Source organism: Geitlerinema sp. PCC 9228 (assembly GCF_001870905.1).
Classification (GTDB): Bacteria; Cyanobacteriota; Cyanobacteriia; order Cyanobacteriales; family PCC-9228; genus PCC-9228.
Map to the genome: position 1 here is coordinate 1 of NZ_LNDC01000192.1, position 16,230 is coordinate 16,230.

A 16,230-nucleotide genomic window follows, 5' to 3' on the forward strand; every position below is an offset into this window, starting at 1 on the left:
ACGGAGTCTGCTACGAGACCAAGGCTGGACTAACCGAACGCAATCGACACGAATGTCATTTTTTGTCCAGTGATTGGGTTAGTCCTGGTAACAATAGTTTTTAAAAACAAATTTCTAAAATGTCAAACCGCTACATGGTAACTGATGTAGCAGCTTCTGTTTCTGTGGTTTTGGTTTTTCCGGGGACCGCTGTGCGATCGCTTTTTGTAGATTCGGCGTTCGTGCGATCGTCACTCGCTTGGAAAAACGCTCTTTGAGAACCAACACGAGCAACCAATTGCCAACCAGCATCTATAGATTCCCAGGTAGGAGCAAAAGCTGGTAGGGCTAAACTACAAGATGTCCAGCTTCCACCAACTCGAACACCTAGCTGCTGGCAGTGCCCTCCACGCCTACCTTCCGGCGTATAGAACCGGCAGTGACGACAAGCGGAAGTAGAGCTTTTCAGGCTGTTCATGGCTTTTTTGCCTCTCTTAGGAAACAAACATACAAGCGACAGAATAATGCGATCGCGTTTAGCAGTTCGTTATCTGTCACGAGAAAATTGTTTGCTGCTACAGCGAAGTGTAGGAGCCTTCAATGCAACAGCTAACTAGTTTTCTATCTTCTTTGAAGTTAGCACAGGATATTAGGTGTGCCAGCAAGAGAAGAAAAACGGCAAAACCATACACAGCGTTCTTTTAGATTGTCAAAACCTGCTGACAAGATTTTATATTTTTTTTATATTTCAATTTTTCTTTTCTTTGCCTAAGTATATAAACTTATATTGCAGCAAACGGTATGGGGATCGACGATGCAGGCATAGAAATTCAACCATAATTTGATAATTTCTAATAGCGATCGCTTGCAATTCCCGTATAATTTATATCATGAAGACCCTCAAATTTTGAGGGAAATTACTAGTTTTGGCTATCTGCTTGGGGCGATTCTTCTGCCGCATTCTCTTCCCTACTCGCCATCAAATTTTGCTCGAACTGCCGGCAAGCACAAATAGAACAAACCGACCAACGTTGGAGTTCCCCTGCCGGTACCGGACAACCGCATTGCGGGCAAACCGACCAAGATTGGGTGCGATCGCGTATGGTTTTTGACCAATTTTGAAAAGCCAAAACAGCATCCGAGGAGTTTTGAGTGGGAGGTGGGGCAGCTTCAGAAGTGCGATCGCTAGTAGGAACATTCTGGTAATTCTTCCCACCACCGACCCAACTGGGATGCGCTTGAAAAATAGATGTCGCACTATCAGCAGGACGCCAAGACTGGCGATCGTCGTACCAATCTCGCGAAGAAAAGCGAACATCGCGAATGGAAAGCCTGACTTGCTTTTGCAACTTACTAACAATACGACGGCGCTGAAAAGTTAGATTTTGCGCCCAACTGGCATTGGGAACCGCCACTGTGAGAATACCTCCCCGTACGTGTAAAGGGCGCGTTTTGGCTGCCACTGTTTTGCCCACGACCCGCGGCCAAATCTCCAGCAAAACTTTCCACTCGCGAATTTCCTGCCACACATCCGTTGCCTGCAAACCGCTCAATACGCGACGAACCGAAGTAAAATACATAGAGACAAATAGAAACTAGAAACGTTTCGGAATTTTCTCCACCCAGCCTTCTATTTTAACTGTTTTTCAGGGTATTGTTTCTAGCGAAAAAAACTGGTATGGGCACAAATCGTCAAATTCAGATCGCGCTATCAACCATCGCCATTACGATTTTTCTCTGGCTAACCGCTTGTACGAACCAATCTGCCACCACCCCCATGCAAGTGCGAGTGGTTCGCGTCGTTAGCGGTCAAACCCTAGAAGTACTGCCTTTAAATAGCAACCAAAACGCTTCCCCCAAAAGAGTGCGCTTAATTGGTTTGGATGCACCAGCCAGACGCCAACTGCCGTGGGGTCCAAACGCCAAACAATACCTGCAAGCACTTGCCAGCGAACAAACCCTGCAATTGGAATTTGACCGCCAACGGGAAGACAAATACCAACGATGGTTGGCTTATGCCTGGCTTGATGGTACCCTCATCAACGAACAACTGCTACAACAAGGACACGCGATCGCGGTATCGCGATATCCCAACACCAAATACCAACAACGCTTCACCCATGCGCGGGAGCAAGCTAGACTGTTAGGGCGTGGCATTTGGAATCCCGAACAACCCATGCGTCAGACACCGGCAGAATTTCGCCGTCAAAATCGATAAATTGGGCATGGGGAAATCCTGACCAACTCACCCAATTTCATAGCGACTGAAAAAAATCATGAGCGCACAACTAAAAAACTTTCTCGATATTGCCACCGAAGCCGTGTTAGCCGCCGGCGGCGTCTTACAATCCTACTGGGGAAAACTAGAAGAAATCAACGAAAAAGGACGTTCTGGAGACCTGATCACAGCCGCCGATAAAGCCGCCGAAGCCGTCATTTTGGACGTTTTGCAGCGTCACGTTCCAGACCACGGACTCTTAGCCGAAGAATCGGGAAAACAAGGTTCCCAAACCAGTCGCTACTTGTGGGCAATCGATCCTTTAGACGGAACCACCAACTATGCTCACCAATATCCCCTCTTTTCCGCTTCCGTTGGCTTATTAATTGACGGTATTCCCCAAGTGGGAGCTGTTTTTGTTCCCGCGCAAAACGAACTATTTCGAGCCGCCAAAGGCATCGAAGCCACCCTCAACCGCCAACCCATTCGCGTATCGAGTACCGATAAACTAGAAAAAAGTCTCTTAGTCACGGGATTTGCCTACGATCGCCGGGAAACCTTAGATAACAACTACGCTGAGTTTTGTCACTTCACCCATCTTACTCAAGGCGTCCGTCGCGGCGGTTCGGCGGCAGTAGATTTGGCTTACGTAGCCTGCGGACGTTTGGATGGCTATTGGGAACGGGGATTGTCGCCTTGGGATATTACCGCCGGTACAGTTTTGGTCGAAGCAGCTGGCGGCAAGGTAACAGCTTACGATGGTTCGCCAGTGGATATATTTTCCGGACGGTTGGTGGCTGCCAACCGTCAATTACATCCTGCTCTCATCCAAGAACTGGCACAAGTAGAACCCTTACCCGATCGCATTTGGCAAAAATCGAAAGATAAGTAATCGAGAGAATACCTGCTGTTGCTATTGTTCGTTCAACAGCAGCAGTTTTCTAGGTGAGAAACCATCTCCAAATTACTAGAAACTTGAAAAATCTTTATCCTTGGCGAGAAAATTTGAATTTACAGCAGCTTAAATATAGATCTACAACAAAAATATATTTTTATTGTAGATCAAATCCGCTTCTATTAATCCCCTCAAACATACACCCCAAATAAAGCAAAAATGCTTTTGTAGCAGTGCGTCTAGATGCCTACCATTTCTTAAAAATTTGCAATAAATAATCGGGGTATTTTTGTAGGGGCGCAACGCGTGAGCGCCCCTAATTGCGTGTTGCGTCCTACAAGGGCAATTAGAAGATTTCAGAAAATCATTGTTTTTTTTTAGAAATACTAGAAAATAGTGGTTCATATAATGGCTAGATTGTTTCCAAACTAAAAACTGATGGTGCCAAAGATACCAGTCCTTCAGACCATCGCTTTACCCACCAAGTTAGAATAGACGCGCTACTACTTCTACGATAAATCCTCCAAAGCCCGAGCATCCTGCCAAGCCTGCCAAACATTTCCCTGCATCAAAGCCGCGACACCGCGCAGTACCTTGAGTTCCGGCATATTGGGTGCCTGAGTCAAAGCCGGCTGCAAAGCTTGTTCGGCAGCATGGGGTTGCCAATCGTAAAGATAGACAAAAGCCAAATAGGCACGAGCGTAAGGATTGTTTCCATCCAACTGAACCACCCGCTGGAAAGCATCAATGGCTTCCGTAGCTTTACGTTGCAAAACATAAGTAAATGCCACCGCATACGCCCAATCCACCCGATGGGGATTTTCCTCCAGTCGATATTGCAGCGTTTCTCGTGCGTGAACCGTATAATCCTGGTTAGGATCGTACTGATTCATGCGGGCAATTTCCGTAAAAATAGCGTCCAAAGCCGCCATTCCCCGAGGCAATCGCGATGCCAAAACCCGCAACTGACTGACCAAATCCGGTGCTGGTGCGATAACCGGTTCTGCTTTCCTATCAACCGTAACGCTGACACCACCATCCACAGCCAAGGGATAGGTTTCTCCCGTACGACGGTTGAGATAAGTTGCTTCTAGGGTATATTCTCCACTGGCATTTGGCGAGGGCAGCATGGCAGTTTTTTCTGTCACTTGGAACCAACAACCCCCATCGCGGCTAACTGGAGAATCTGGCAGTGGCAAGCAAGCAACCGCCAAATCGTGCCATCTGCCGTTTCCCAAAGCATGGTCGTGCAGCCAGTAGCTTTCGTTGTCTCGTCGCCAAGTTAACAAGACCAATCCTTCTTGCAAAGCTTTGGCAGTTCCCAACCATTTGTAAGTAACGGGAATAGAATGATTGGGAGGAACTTTATTGGGAACGGTTACCTGCTGCAACTGAAGTGGCGCATCCGAGGCTGGTGATGCTGGTTTGACGTTGATGGGAAGGGATTGGCGGCGATAGAGCTGCAATTGACTGCCATCGGGAAGTTTCCAGCTTTTCTGTTTTTGGAAGTTGGGATTTTCCCGTACCAGTTGGGTAATGGTGGCTTGCGATGGGGGAACAGAACCTTGGTTGCCAGTTTTGGTGACAAACCAATCCAATGCTTGCATATCCTGGAAAACTTGGTTTTCCTTGACACCTACCTGTCTGCCATATACTTGAAAATCGGCAAGCGCTCCGTAATAGTTGATATTATGTTGGTTGACACTGGGGGTGGAAGGCAGGACGCCTACAGTTGTTTGTAAATGGGCAATGGTGGTGGTAATTTCCCGAATGAGTTCCTGGTGGGGATAGGGAGGTCCGAGGTAGGGAAAATGTTGTACGCGATCGCTTGATAGGGGAAATCCTCCGGTTACAATAGGGAAAGTATTGCCAATGGTGAGCAGTAGGGAAATGGCGATCGCGCTATAGGGAACCCAGATTTGTCGCCAGCAAGTGAAACCATAGGCCAAAACCAGCGATAAAACTGGTAAATAGGGCAGTACGTATCTGGGGTCTTTATTGACATTGAGGGTATTCAGAAAATAGGCACCCAATAAAAAGACCGCTACCCAAATCCAACTATCCCGTTGCGGCTTGCCAGAATTAGTGGGTTTTGGTCGCCAGCCGTAAAGCAACAATCCCACAATCGGTACCAGCAGCAACACCCAAGAGACGATATTGGGCAAATCTTGCCAGTAATAAGTCCAAGCGGCTAGGCTGTCTAACGGCGGGTCGGATTCGGCAGCGGCAGCATCCACGGTGGCGCGTTTGCTAGAGGTTAGCACCAGCAACCAATTGGTACGGTACCACCATCCCCATACGCCAACAGACGCGATCGCTGCTACAATGATTTGCAAAAATCGTTCCCAATGTTTCTGGCGTAGCTGGTTGAAGGTGACCCACAGCAAAGGAATCAATAAAAATAACAGCGTGGTTTGTTTCACCATCAAGGCAATTCCCAGCGCCAGTGCCAATGCCAGTGCTAGCCACCAGGAATTCCGCCGATTTTGGGAAAATTTCCAGGTGGTTAGAATCAAGAAACAGCCAGCCACCACCGCCGTTACTGGATAATCTAAAAGAAAATTTAGACGAACTTGGTACAAACCGGGGAACAACCAACACATCCCGGCAGCCAGCAAACCCACCTGACGGGAAAACAATTGCCTGCCCAAGCCGTAGACAGAAACCATTAAAATGGCGCTAAAAAAGATATAGACCAGGGTGGCGTTGTCGGTTCCCGTGCCCACGAGTTGGTAGCAAAAAGCTGTGACCATATAGGTAAACGGGGGAATTTTGGAAGAGAGCAGCCACAAATCCCGCCACCATTCGCCAGAAAACCAATGGGGATTTTGAAACGCTTGCCAGTAGTTGAGGCTGCCGGTGAGGTAGTCGGCCACATCCCAGGAAGGAACGCTATTATCGAGGGCAAACCACAAGCGATCGCTGGCTATCCCCACCAGCCAAATGGTTGTTAAGATGACCCAATCTCGCCGATTGTGCGATTTTCCCATAAAAGCGACTGTTTGCTACGGCTTCTTGCTTCCCGTGACCCTGCTAGCATCCGTTGGAGCTACCATATTGGTGTGGTAGCCTAGAGCAGAACCGAAAAAATCTCCCGATTTAAATAGGGCTAGCCAGAAAGTAGGCTATCAGAAGATTGAGGCCCCATTGTTTTTAAATTTTGCAGCTCCTACATGAGAAAATCCGATTTTCATCCGTTCCATTTCCATCTATCCCGTCTAGCTTTATTTCTCCCAGCCACAGCTTTGATGTTGGGTTCCCATTTTGCTAGAGCCAATGCCCAAGAAGTTTTGTACGATCCAGTTGAGCTACCAGATAACAATCAGGTTACCGATACACTTTCTGCCGAGGATATTCCCACCGGTCAAGGGGGTTTTGCTCGGGATTACGTTGTGGAATTGGAAGCAGACGACCACATTCTCATCGAACTGTCTTCTGACAGCTTTGACCCGATTGTATCGTTGATTGCTGCCGATGGCTCTACGATTGCCGAAAATGACGATGGTCCCGATGGCGGTACCGATTCTGTCTTGTTTGCTCGCATTTCGGAAGCTGGCAGATATATCGTGCGAGTTCGCTCTTTCGGCGAAACGGGGATGGGGGATTTTCAGCTGAAATTAACCCGTCTCCAACCCGTTGACAATTAGAAGCGATCGCTCAAGCTGCTTGAATGAGGGGGATTTGGCGACTCGGCAAACAATATTTCCCCCGTGCCAAAATTTTTTTCCAAAAAGCCTTGCCAAGACCGCGATCGCTTGCTAGGATAATAAAGCGTTAAAAAAGAAAGGCGCAAAGGCCGGGATAGCTCAGTCGGTAGAGCAGGGGACTGAAAATCCCCGTGTCCCCGGTTCAATTCCGGGTCCTGGCATATTTGAAAATATACTAGGAAAGGGCAGTTTTGACGGCTGCCCTTTTTGCTAGCTGGAAGTTGGGATAGCATCCCCCCCTTTTTGAGCAAGCTCGGCACCAACCTGGAAAAGGGGGGATTTTCGAGGCTAAGATGTCTGAAATTTGTTGGTCAGGGGCGTTATACCATTTCTGAAAAACAATGATTTTTTGAGATGTTCCGATTTCCCTGGTAGGGGCGCTCACGCGTTGCGCCCCTACAAAAATCCCCCAATTATTCCTTGCAGATTTTTAAGGAAATGGTATTAGAAGCGCGTTTGCTGGCAAACCTATCTAGATATCATCATCTGGATGCGAGAGAGTGGGAATTTTCACGACTACAACCACGCCGTCTATCCTCTATCCAAAGGAGCGGGGGTTGATTCCAATTTGGGAACAATTTGCCAGCCAAATTCTTGCTCGAACACCTCTTTCTTGTAGTTTAAACTCCACACTTCCAACTCGCAGTCATCATCGGGTTGGGTGGGTTCGAGGTGCAAGTACAAAATTTGGTTTTTCTCGTCAAACGCGCAGGTGACTTCGCGAATAGCCCCCAACTGACGACGGTCGAGGGCAATAGCCAACCGCAGCAAAGCCGATAGTTGGGCGACCAAACGGCGGTATTTTTTGGAGGTGAGATTGCGGAAATTATCGTGTTTCTTTTTGGGAGGACTTTTGCGGTGGTAACGGGCTAAATTGGCAATAATTTCCAGTTCGGTTTCGGTATAGCCAAATAGTTCGCTGTGGCGAATTAAATAGTAAGAATGTTTGTGGTGGGAGTTATGGCTGATGTAGAGGCCGCAATTGTGTAAAACCGCTGCTGCCCACAGCAGTTCCCGTTCCTCGGCTTGCCACTGATGCAGGATGCCTTGGGTGCTGTCAAACAAACGCAGGGCAAACTGGGCCATTCGTTCGCTAGCGTTGAGATTGACATGGTATTTTTTGGCAATTTTATAGACGCTGCGGGTACGTACCGAACTGTGGTAGCGTAGCTGGTCGGAAATCAACCCGTGGGTGAGCATCCAATCGACAATCAGCCCTTCCCGCAAGGCGCGATCGCAGATGGTGAGGGTTTCTACCCCCAACATAGCCATGGCTTCTTTTAAAATTAAGGCACCGGCTAGAATAATTTCCGCCCGGCGTTCCGACATGCCTGGAAGTTCTGCACGCTGTTTGACGGGAAGCTTGCGCAAGCGATCGACGATCTCTTGAATTCCCTTAAACCCGATGGAATAGCCATTGAGGGGATTGGGGGCACTGCCGTAGACTTGATGGGCATGTAACGCTGCCACAGCTTCGATGGTTCCTGAGGTCCCCACCATCCGCAGTTCTTCTTGGGGGTTGAGGTGGGTGCGAATTTCTTCGACGGGTCGTTCCAACATGCCGCGGATGTACGCCCGCAGGTAGTGAAATTCTTCGTTGCTGATGGGGTCGGTGTGGACGAATTCTGAGGTCAAACGAACTGCCCCTACTTTGGTACTGTTGAGAACCCGCGGTTCGCCACCATCGCCCAAAACCAATTCGGTGGAGCCGCCGCCAATGTCAATGACCACGTGGGATTTTTGGTCGAACTCAATGGCTGAGAGAACCCCCAAATAAATGCGGCGGGCTTCTTCTTGACCGGAAATGAGATTGACTTTCAGATCCAGCTGTTTGTCGATTTGGCGGAGAAAATCCCGACCGTTAGGGGCTTCGCGAACCGCACTGGTGGCAACGGCGACGATGCGGTCGGCATGGTAACTTTTGGCGATTTCTTGAAAGCGTCCCAAACAAGCGATCGCTCGTTCTACGACTTCTGGCCGCAATTTTCCCGTTTCCCAGCAGCGATCGCCCAGGCGTACAGTTTCTTTTTCCCGCGCTACAATCGAAAAGCTTGGTAAAGTAGGTTCGATTTGTGCCAAAACCATGTGAATGGAATTGGTCCCCAAATCAATTGCCGCGAGCGTGCGGTTTTCTTGCCAAACTGGCGTAGGCGCTTGCACGAGCCCAATTGTTTCTACCATTCTGATATGCGTTTGCGAAAGCTACACTAGATATCTCCCATCACTTGGAGAAAAATTCCCATCAGGAAGGCTGTGCCCTTCTTCAGACCCTCCAAGCGATTGAGGGATTCCTTCCCTCTCCTTCATTAACGATATCTTAGAAAGGGAAAGAGTTTACGACGAGATGCTGCCCTATGGTTCCATCATCTTCATCCCCCAGCCAGCCCACTTGGCTGCAAATTGTGCGACTGCTGCGGTGGAACAAACCCACCGGACGTTTGATTCTCATGGTTCCTGCCCTCTGGGGTGTTTTTGCTGGTGCCCGCGGGACGCCAGATTGGCTGTTGGTGGGCGTGATTGTGTTGGGAACCCTCGCAACCAGCGGTACCGGCTGCGTGATTAACGACTTGTGGGACCGCGATATTGACCCTTACGTGGAACGGACGAAAACCCGTCCCATTGCTTCCAAAGCCCTTTCCGTCACTACTGGTATGATTGTAGCTTTGGTGGGAATGCTTTGCGCCGCGATTTTGGCAACGTACCTCAATACGTTCAGTTTTGCCCTATGCGTGGCTGCGGTTCCCGTGATTGTTTTGTATCCCCTCGCCAAGCGGGTGTTTCCCCTTCCCCAGTTGGTGTTGGCTATTGCCTGGGGATTTGCGATATTGATTAGTTGGAGTGCTGCTACCGGTACGGTGGAAACACCCACCTGGTACTTGTGGGGCAGTACGATATGTTGGACCCTGGGATTTGATACGGTGTACGCTATGAGCGATCGCGAGGACGACCTGCGTATTGGCGTGCGCTCCAGTGCCATATTTTTTGGGAAATATACCCCGCAAGCAGTGGGGGTGTTTTTTGCGGGTACGGCAATGGGAATGGCGTTTTTCGCTGTTTCTATGGGGTTACATTGGATTTTTTGGCCCCTCTGGGGAGTAGCGGTCATTTTGTGGGCAACCCAATCTTGGCAGCTCGCCCAACCTGAAATCCCCCAGGACCGATACGGTAAAATTTTTACTCAGAACGTCCAAATCGGCTTTATTTTGCTTGTTGGTATCGTTTTGGGAAATTTACTCTAAACTTACCATCATTTGGTGTAGGGGCCACTGGCTGCCCCTACTTGCAATCATCCATATAGATACTTGCGCTTAGAGAAACTTGTATTGCTATGTCTCTTCCCGTTGTTGCTGTGATTGGACGCCCGAATGTGGGCAAATCCACGCTGGTCAATCGCATTGCCAGCGATCGTTTCGCCATTGTAGACGACGAACCGGGGATTACCCGCGATCGCACCTACCGCCCTGCCTTTTGGCAAGACCGAGATTTCTTGATTGTAGACACCGGCGGTTTGGTATTTGATGATGATAGCGAATTTTTGCCTTTAATTCGCGAACAAGCACAAATTGCCCTCAGCGAAGCTTGCGCGGCTATTTTTGTGGTCAACGGTCAAGAAGGTCCCACTGCCGCTGATTTGGAAGTGGCCAATTGGCTGCGCCAGCAAGATATACCGCTGGTTCTGGCGGTAAACAAATGCGAATCAGAAACCACTGGCTTTGCCCAAGCAGCCGAATTTTGGGAGTTGGGCTTGGGCTATCCCTATCCGGTTTCTGGCATGCATGGGACTGGTACGGGAGATTTGCTGGATGCGGTGATTCCCTATATGCCCCCAGCCAGCGAAATTGAAGAACGGGAAGAAACCAATGTGGCGATTGTGGGACGCCCCAATGTGGGCAAATCCAGTTTGCTGAATGCCCTCAGCCAAACCAGCCGCGCCATTGTCAGTCCCATTGCTGGTACCACCCGCGATAGCTTGGATATGGTGTTGGAACGGGAGGGCAAAATGTACCGCCTCATCGATACCGCTGGCATTCGCAAGAAAAATAAGGTGGAATACGGCGTGGAATTTTTCAGCATTAACCGCAGTTTCCGTGCTATTCGCCGTTCTCAGGTGGTGGTGTTGGTTCTGGATGCGGTGGATGGGGTCACCGAACAGGACCAAAAATTGGCCGACCGTATTATTGACGAAGGAAAGGCTTGTGTTTTGGCGGTCAATAAGTGGGATGCGTTGGAAAAAGACAGTCATACAATTAATAAATATCTTAGCTACCTCAGCGATCGCTTGTATTTTATCGACTGGTCGGAAAAAATCTTCATTAGCGCCCTCACTGGCAAGCGGGTGAGCAAAATTTGGCAGTTGCTGGATTGTGCCGCTACAGAACACAGTCGCCGCGTTCCTACCGCTGTGGTCAACGAAGTTATTGAAGAGGCGGTGAGGTGGCAGACCCCTCCCACCAACCGCCAGGGCAAAGCCGGGAAAATCTACTACGGTACCCAAGTAAGTACGGCACCGCCGACCATGGTTTTGTTTGTTAACGATCCGAAACTTTTTAAGGAAAATTACAAACGTTACATGGAAAAACAGTTTCGCTTACAATTGGGATTTGCCAGTACGCCCATTCGACTGTTGTGGCGCGCCAAACGCCCCCGCGATGTGGAACGTACGACCGACCAACGGCGAACCACTCCTGTCTAGCCTACGGTTCGGCACAGTAGAGGTGCAACGCGTTGCGCCCCTACACCGTAAAATGTCTCTAGCGAACTAATGGATTTACTGCGATCGCTTCCTTTAGGTTTATATCTGGAACAACCCATTACCTGGATGCACCAACTAGACCCAAGGGTCAAATTAGGGTGGCTGATCGGCTTTTTGCTAGCTCCGGTTTTAGCCTCTACCCTCTGGCGTCTGGGTTTGGTGGTACTGTTAATTTTGTTGACTGTTCTGGCTACCATTCCCATGCGGGTGTGGAAGCAGCAAATGGGATGGCTGTTGGTGTTATGCTTTTTGGTGATGCTGTTTAGCGCGATCGCACCCGATGGGCTAAACATCACCTACCAACCCCGTCTCCCCGATGCCGAACTGGCTTGGCAACTGGACCCATCCACCGGCGAAGCTGCGGAACTGCCACCGGCAACGGAATACAACTATATCTTATTTCAGCAAGGTCCGATAACTGTAACCCGCCGCTCCCTCAATTTAGGATTGCGGTTGAGCAGTCTTTTGTTTACGCTCATTTACAGTACCAATTTATATTTGCTAACCACAGCCCCAGAAGAAATTACGGCAGGCTTGGAAAGTTTAATGCGTCCCCTGCGTTGGTTTCGGATTCCAGTTACCGAACTGAACTTAACTTTGACGCTTTCCTTACGGTTTATTCCTTTGGTGCTGGAAGAAGTTCAGAATTTGATTCGCTCCGTACAAACGCGAGCCATTGATTGGCGGAAGTTGGGATTGAAAGGCAGCGCTCAAGTCTGGCTGACTGTTGCCGAACGCTTGCTAGAAAATTTACTCATGCGTGCCGAACAAATTGCCAGTGCCATGCAGGTACGCGGGTTTACCAGTCCCGACAAACATCGCGTTTACTGGTCGCAATTGCGGCTAAGACGCGGCGATTGGGTGGCTTTGGCGGTTTTGATTGCTTTTTGGGGCGTGCGTTTTGCAGTGGGTGGGGAGGCTTAGGTAAGCGTACTAAGTCTGTGGGCATGGGAGCCAAAATCTATGCAGAGGCGAACTATAGTTAGTAAAAATCAATAAGTTAGTTTCATGATGGCATTACAAGGTTGGTATTGGCGATCGCTACCTTTGGAAAATCGTACGGGTTCGGACGTTTTTGCACGCTTGTTTTTAAAATCAAATGATGGCTCGCCAGAAGCGATCGCAACGCTGTTGGAAAGTCCGGCAAACCGAGGAGAATTACCCCTGCATTTGTCTCGGTATTCCATTTGTGCGGGATCGCCCCGTTGGATGCAAGGCAAGTGGCAATTTTGGACCCCTGAAGTAGGAGAGATTTTACCGTTTTTGCGGCTTTTGCTATCTACCGCGGCATCTGGAACAACTGCGGCAAAGGAGGAAAGTTCCCTGCCCTTTTTGGGGGGATGGTTGGGATGGTTGGGCTACGATTTGGCATGGGAAATCGAATCGCTGCCCTCGCCGCATCAGGAAACAAGTCCGTTTCCAGTGGCTTATTGGTACGAACCCGACTGTTTTGCCATTGCCGACCACTACGAACAGCGTCTCTGGTTGGCGGCTACCCGCGATCGCGATTTGGATACAATGGAAACACGCCTGGCATCTACAACATCATCCCTGGTGGTTGATGGATCTCCGGCAGCATCGACCCAACCGCAGCTGCAAATGTCCGCACAGGCATACGCAGACATGGTGGTTCGGGCGAAACAATATATCCAAGCTGGCGATATTTTTCAAACGAATTTATCTTTACGCTTCGAGACGCAAACCTCGGCCTCCAGTTGGGCAACCTATCAGGCATTACAACAAATCAATCCTTCTCCCTTTGCTAGCTACTGGCAAACCCCTTGGGGAAGTATTGTGAGCTGTTCGCCGGAACGGTTGGTGCAGGTTGCAGGCAATTCCGTACAAACGCGCCCCATTGCCGGAACCCGTTCCCGTGGAAGCACCCCTGCCGAAGACGAACAACTGGCCCGGCAGCTATACAATAATGTGAAAGAACGCGCCGAACACGTGATGTTGGTGGATTTGGAACGCAACGACCTGGGGCGGGTTTGCCAGTGGGGATCGGTGGTGGTAGACGAGTTGATGGCGATCGAACGCTATTCCCATGTAATGCATTTGGTGAGCAACGTACGGGGGATTTTGGCCAGCGATCGCGATGCGGTGAATGCGATCGCAGCCATGTTTCCCGGGGGAACCATTACCGGATGTCCGAAAGTTCGCTGCATGGAAATTATCGCCGAATTGGAACCTGTTCGTCGCCATTTGTTCTACGGTTCCTGCGGTTATTTAGACTGGCGGGGGCATTTGGACCTCAATATTTTAATTCGCACCCTATTGTGGCTACCCCAAGAACAAAGCGACAATACCACCGCCACTGTATGGGGTCAGGTGGGGGCTGGCATTGTTGCCGATAGCGATCCCCAAAAAGAATGGCAAGAGTGTTTGCACAAAGCCCAAGCCCAACTGCAAGCCCTGCGGTGGCTGCCCGCCAAGGATGGTGCTTGGGCGATCGGGCTGTGAACAGCAAACAAAATCTTGGATCAAGCATGTTATACTTGAAAAAGTAAGCATATTTAACGGATATATGTCTAATTTGGTTACGGTTTCTGAGGCAGCAGAACTCTTAGGTGTTTCGACAAGAACTATTCGTAGGTGGGAGTCTGAAAGACGGATTCAAACCGTCCGATTGAACTATTGCTTACGGTCGTGTTAGTAGTAATGGCCAACAAGAAGACTTGAAAAGATATGAAATTGTATTAGAGTCTTTCTGTTCTAAAAATGGTTGGTCTTACAAGTTAATATCTGATTTGGGGGCTGGGGCTGATTATCCCCAGAAAGGATTAAACAGATTAATTAAGTTAATCTGTTCCTATCAAGTCGAATGATTAGTCTTAATTCATAAATACAGGTTATTAAGATTAGGTGGTAATTTAATCTTTACTCTTTATGAAGTTTTTGGGACAGAAGTTGTTATTATTAACCACAGTGAAGACTCAACCTCTGAAGAGGAGTTAACTAAAGATGTTCTAAAAATTACAACCGTGTTTTCGGCAGAAATAAACAGATTATTCAAGAACTAAAAGAGGTAGCCAAAGAGTTAAAATGATTCTCTCTTTTAAGACTGAACTAGAGCTTAATAATCAACAGAAAATTCTTTGTGCCCAACATGCAGAAATGGCTCCTCATGCTGATAAATGAGGGTTCTCATTAACGAACTTCATTCTTGACTATAACCAAAAATCCTAATAATAAACTCAAATTCCCTAGCGCAATTGAGTTTTATAAACTTTTCGTTGCTTGGTGTAAACCCAAAAATCTTTAGTATTATGAAGTTAGTAAATGCGCCCCTCAATTATGGTATGATGCTATTTCTGAAAAACAACGATTGTATGGAATTGGCCAATTGCCCTGGTAGGGGCGCTCACGCGTTGCGCTCCTAAAAAAATGCCTCTATTATCTCTTGCAGATTATCAAGAAAATGGTATAAGAACTGGAAGGAAACACAGATGAAGATACCTAGATTTCATCGAAAAATAGGCAACCATAAATTAACAACTTTTCTTGCTAAGAACCACAGTGAGATGGTTATCAAAGACTTAAACGTCAAGGGGATATTGGCTAATTAAAGTTAGCTAAAGCAATCTCCGATATGGGCTTCTACAAGTTCCGTCGTTAACTGGAGTGCAAATGCCCGTTATATAGTTTTCAATTCATCATTGTTGACCGATGGTTTCCTGCTTCTACAACTTGTTCTACCTGTGGAACAGTAAAAGAAAAACTCTCCTTGTAAAAAAGAACTTTTCACTGCGAAAGTTGTGGCTTTCGTTGCGAGCGAGATGTGAACGCAAGTATTAATTGGGCTTTTGCGGGTAGTTCGCTCGTGTAAGCCCGTGGACTAGGTTGCGCCGTCGCATCTAGGAAAAGCCCCTGGTGGGAAAGAAACAGGAAATTAACGTCAAGTTTAACCGATTTGGTTAAGTTTGTGTAAGTTTGTCAGAACGGTGATAGAACGAGAACCAATGGCAATGAAAAATTGGGTGGGGGGCTAATGTCATATTCATTATTCAAACGTGCGGTAAAGATTTCCCATTGTCCTAGAAACAAAGACAAATCGTGCTAAACTAGTTGCTACCCTAGCGACCATTTGGGAAAATCGTAAAATTCGATACAGCAACAAAAAGGAGGCTATTAAAAAGGAAGGTTTTTCCGGCTCGTATGTTGCTATTTGGCGATCGCTGTTGTCAAACGAACCCCGCGATCGCGATCGAATCGATTTTCTCGGTTGCGCTCGACCCATTATTTTCTAGGAAATAGTTGACAAAATCCTCCCTTTATGGACATTGATTGCCACTTTCCGATTCCTTGAAATTTGGCAGCCAGAACATTTCCATCGCATTTTTGGATTTCTGCTTCTAGCATTGCAGAAAAGTTATGAAGCTTCATGAATACGGAAAGCTATCTCAACCATCCCACCTTTGGCCTGCTTTACATGATTTGTAAAGTTGGAGAAGACCAGGAACTCTTTGCCAGCCTTTACGCCCAGCGTCTGTTCTTTGTAGTAACAGGAAACTCGGGAAAAATGAATCGAAGGGTAAGCTTTGAACCCGTTACCCGTGGCGATGCTCGTTTTATGGTAGAAAATCGCCTGCGCATGCTCCGCCGGCTGGGCAAAATGGAGGAGTACGAACAACTGCAAGCCATCTACCACCAAACATTCCAATAACCGCATCGTCAAAGT

The 16,230-nt window shown here is 48.2% G+C and carries 12 protein-coding genes, 1 tRNA gene and 2 pseudogenes; 11 read left to right on the forward strand and 4 right to left on the reverse strand.

What is annotated here, in order from left to right:
- Positions 1-130 precede the first annotated feature (130 nt).
- Positions 131-457: a hypothetical protein gene (locus AS151_RS19845; protein WP_071518807.1), complete on the reverse strand. Its 327-nt coding sequence runs from the start codon at positions 455-457 to the stop codon at positions 131-133.
- Between the two features lie 442 nt (positions 458-899).
- Entirely contained in the window at positions 900-1,559 is a 660-nt protein-coding gene (locus tag AS151_RS19850; RefSeq protein ID WP_071518808.1) for a DUF721 domain-containing protein, read from the reverse strand.
- 98 nt (positions 1,560-1,657) lie between these two features.
- Here AS151_RS19850 and AS151_RS19855 point away from each other — a divergent pair, with 98 nt between their 5' ends.
- Together AS151_RS19855 and AS151_RS19860 are read left to right on the forward strand one after the other, a co-directional pair.
- Positions 1,658-2,197, forward strand: a complete 540-nt coding sequence (locus AS151_RS19855; RefSeq protein ID WP_071518809.1) for a thermonuclease family protein — start codon at positions 1,658-1,660, stop codon at positions 2,195-2,197.
- A 58-nt stretch (positions 2,198-2,255) separates the two neighbouring features.
- Positions 2,256-3,089 (forward strand): inositol monophosphatase family protein, encoded by an 834-nt coding sequence (locus tag AS151_RS19860; RefSeq protein WP_071518810.1) that lies wholly within the window; start codon positions 2,256-2,258, stop codon positions 3,087-3,089.
- Positions 3,090-3,601: 512 nt separating this feature from the next.
- Here AS151_RS19860 and AS151_RS19865 read toward each other — a convergent pair.
- Positions 3,602-6,082: a glycosyltransferase family 39 protein gene (locus AS151_RS19865; protein WP_071518811.1), complete on the reverse strand. Its 2,481-nt coding sequence runs from the start codon at positions 6,080-6,082 to the stop codon at positions 3,602-3,604.
- Positions 6,083-6,265: 183 nt separating this feature from the next.
- Here AS151_RS19865 and AS151_RS19870 point away from each other — a divergent pair, with 183 nt between their 5' ends.
- Positions 6,266-6,739 (forward strand): PPC domain-containing protein, encoded by a 474-nt coding sequence (locus tag AS151_RS19870; protein ID WP_071518812.1) that lies wholly within the window; start codon positions 6,266-6,268, stop codon positions 6,737-6,739.
- Between the two features lie 148 nt (positions 6,740-6,887).
- A tRNA-Phe gene (locus AS151_RS19875) sits at positions 6,888-6,960 on the forward strand.
- Between the two features lie 370 nt (positions 6,961-7,330).
- Here the strand turns inward: AS151_RS19875 and AS151_RS19880 are convergent.
- Complete coding sequence (locus AS151_RS19880; RefSeq protein WP_071518813.1) at positions 7,331-8,980, reverse strand: Ppx/GppA phosphatase family protein; 1,650 nt, start codon at positions 8,978-8,980, stop codon at positions 7,331-7,333.
- A 173-nt stretch (positions 8,981-9,153) separates the two neighbouring features.
- On the opposite strand from AS151_RS19880, the gene AS151_RS19885 reads away from it, so the two are divergent.
- From AS151_RS19885 to AS151_RS19910, 7 genes and pseudogenes are all read left to right on the forward strand, one after another.
- Positions 9,154-10,038 carry a 4-hydroxybenzoate solanesyltransferase gene (locus AS151_RS19885; protein WP_071518814.1) on the forward strand — a complete coding sequence of 295 codons (885 nt, stop codon included), beginning with the start codon at positions 9,154-9,156 and terminating at the stop codon, positions 10,036-10,038.
- Positions 10,039-10,127: 89 nt separating this feature from the next.
- Entirely contained in the window at positions 10,128-11,492 is a 1,365-nt protein-coding gene (gene der, locus AS151_RS19890) for a ribosome biogenesis GTPase Der (RefSeq protein ID WP_071518815.1), read from the forward strand.
- Positions 11,493-11,561: 69 nt separating this feature from the next.
- Positions 11,562-12,476 (forward strand): energy-coupling factor transporter transmembrane protein EcfT, encoded by a 915-nt coding sequence (locus AS151_RS19895; RefSeq protein ID WP_071518816.1) that lies wholly within the window; start codon positions 11,562-11,564, stop codon positions 12,474-12,476.
- An 84-nt stretch (positions 12,477-12,560) separates the two neighbouring features.
- The gene (locus AS151_RS19900) at positions 12,561-14,012 is read left to right on the forward strand and encodes an anthranilate synthase component I (RefSeq protein WP_071518817.1); all 1,452 of its coding nucleotides are present in this window, start codon (positions 12,561-12,563) and stop codon (positions 14,010-14,012) included.
- A 64-nt stretch (positions 14,013-14,076) separates the two neighbouring features.
- Positions 14,077-14,598 (forward strand): annotated as a pseudogene (locus AS151_RS21070) (recombinase family protein).
- A gap of 382 nt (positions 14,599-14,980) precedes the next feature.
- Positions 14,981-15,378, forward strand: a pseudogene (locus AS151_RS23295) (transposase); the annotation flags it as partial.
- A gap of 555 nt (positions 15,379-15,933) precedes the next feature.
- Complete coding sequence (locus AS151_RS19910) at positions 15,934-16,215, forward strand: transcriptional coactivator PipX (RefSeq protein WP_071518818.1); 282 nt, start codon at positions 15,934-15,936, stop codon at positions 16,213-16,215.
- Positions 16,216-16,230: the final 15 nt, after the last annotated feature.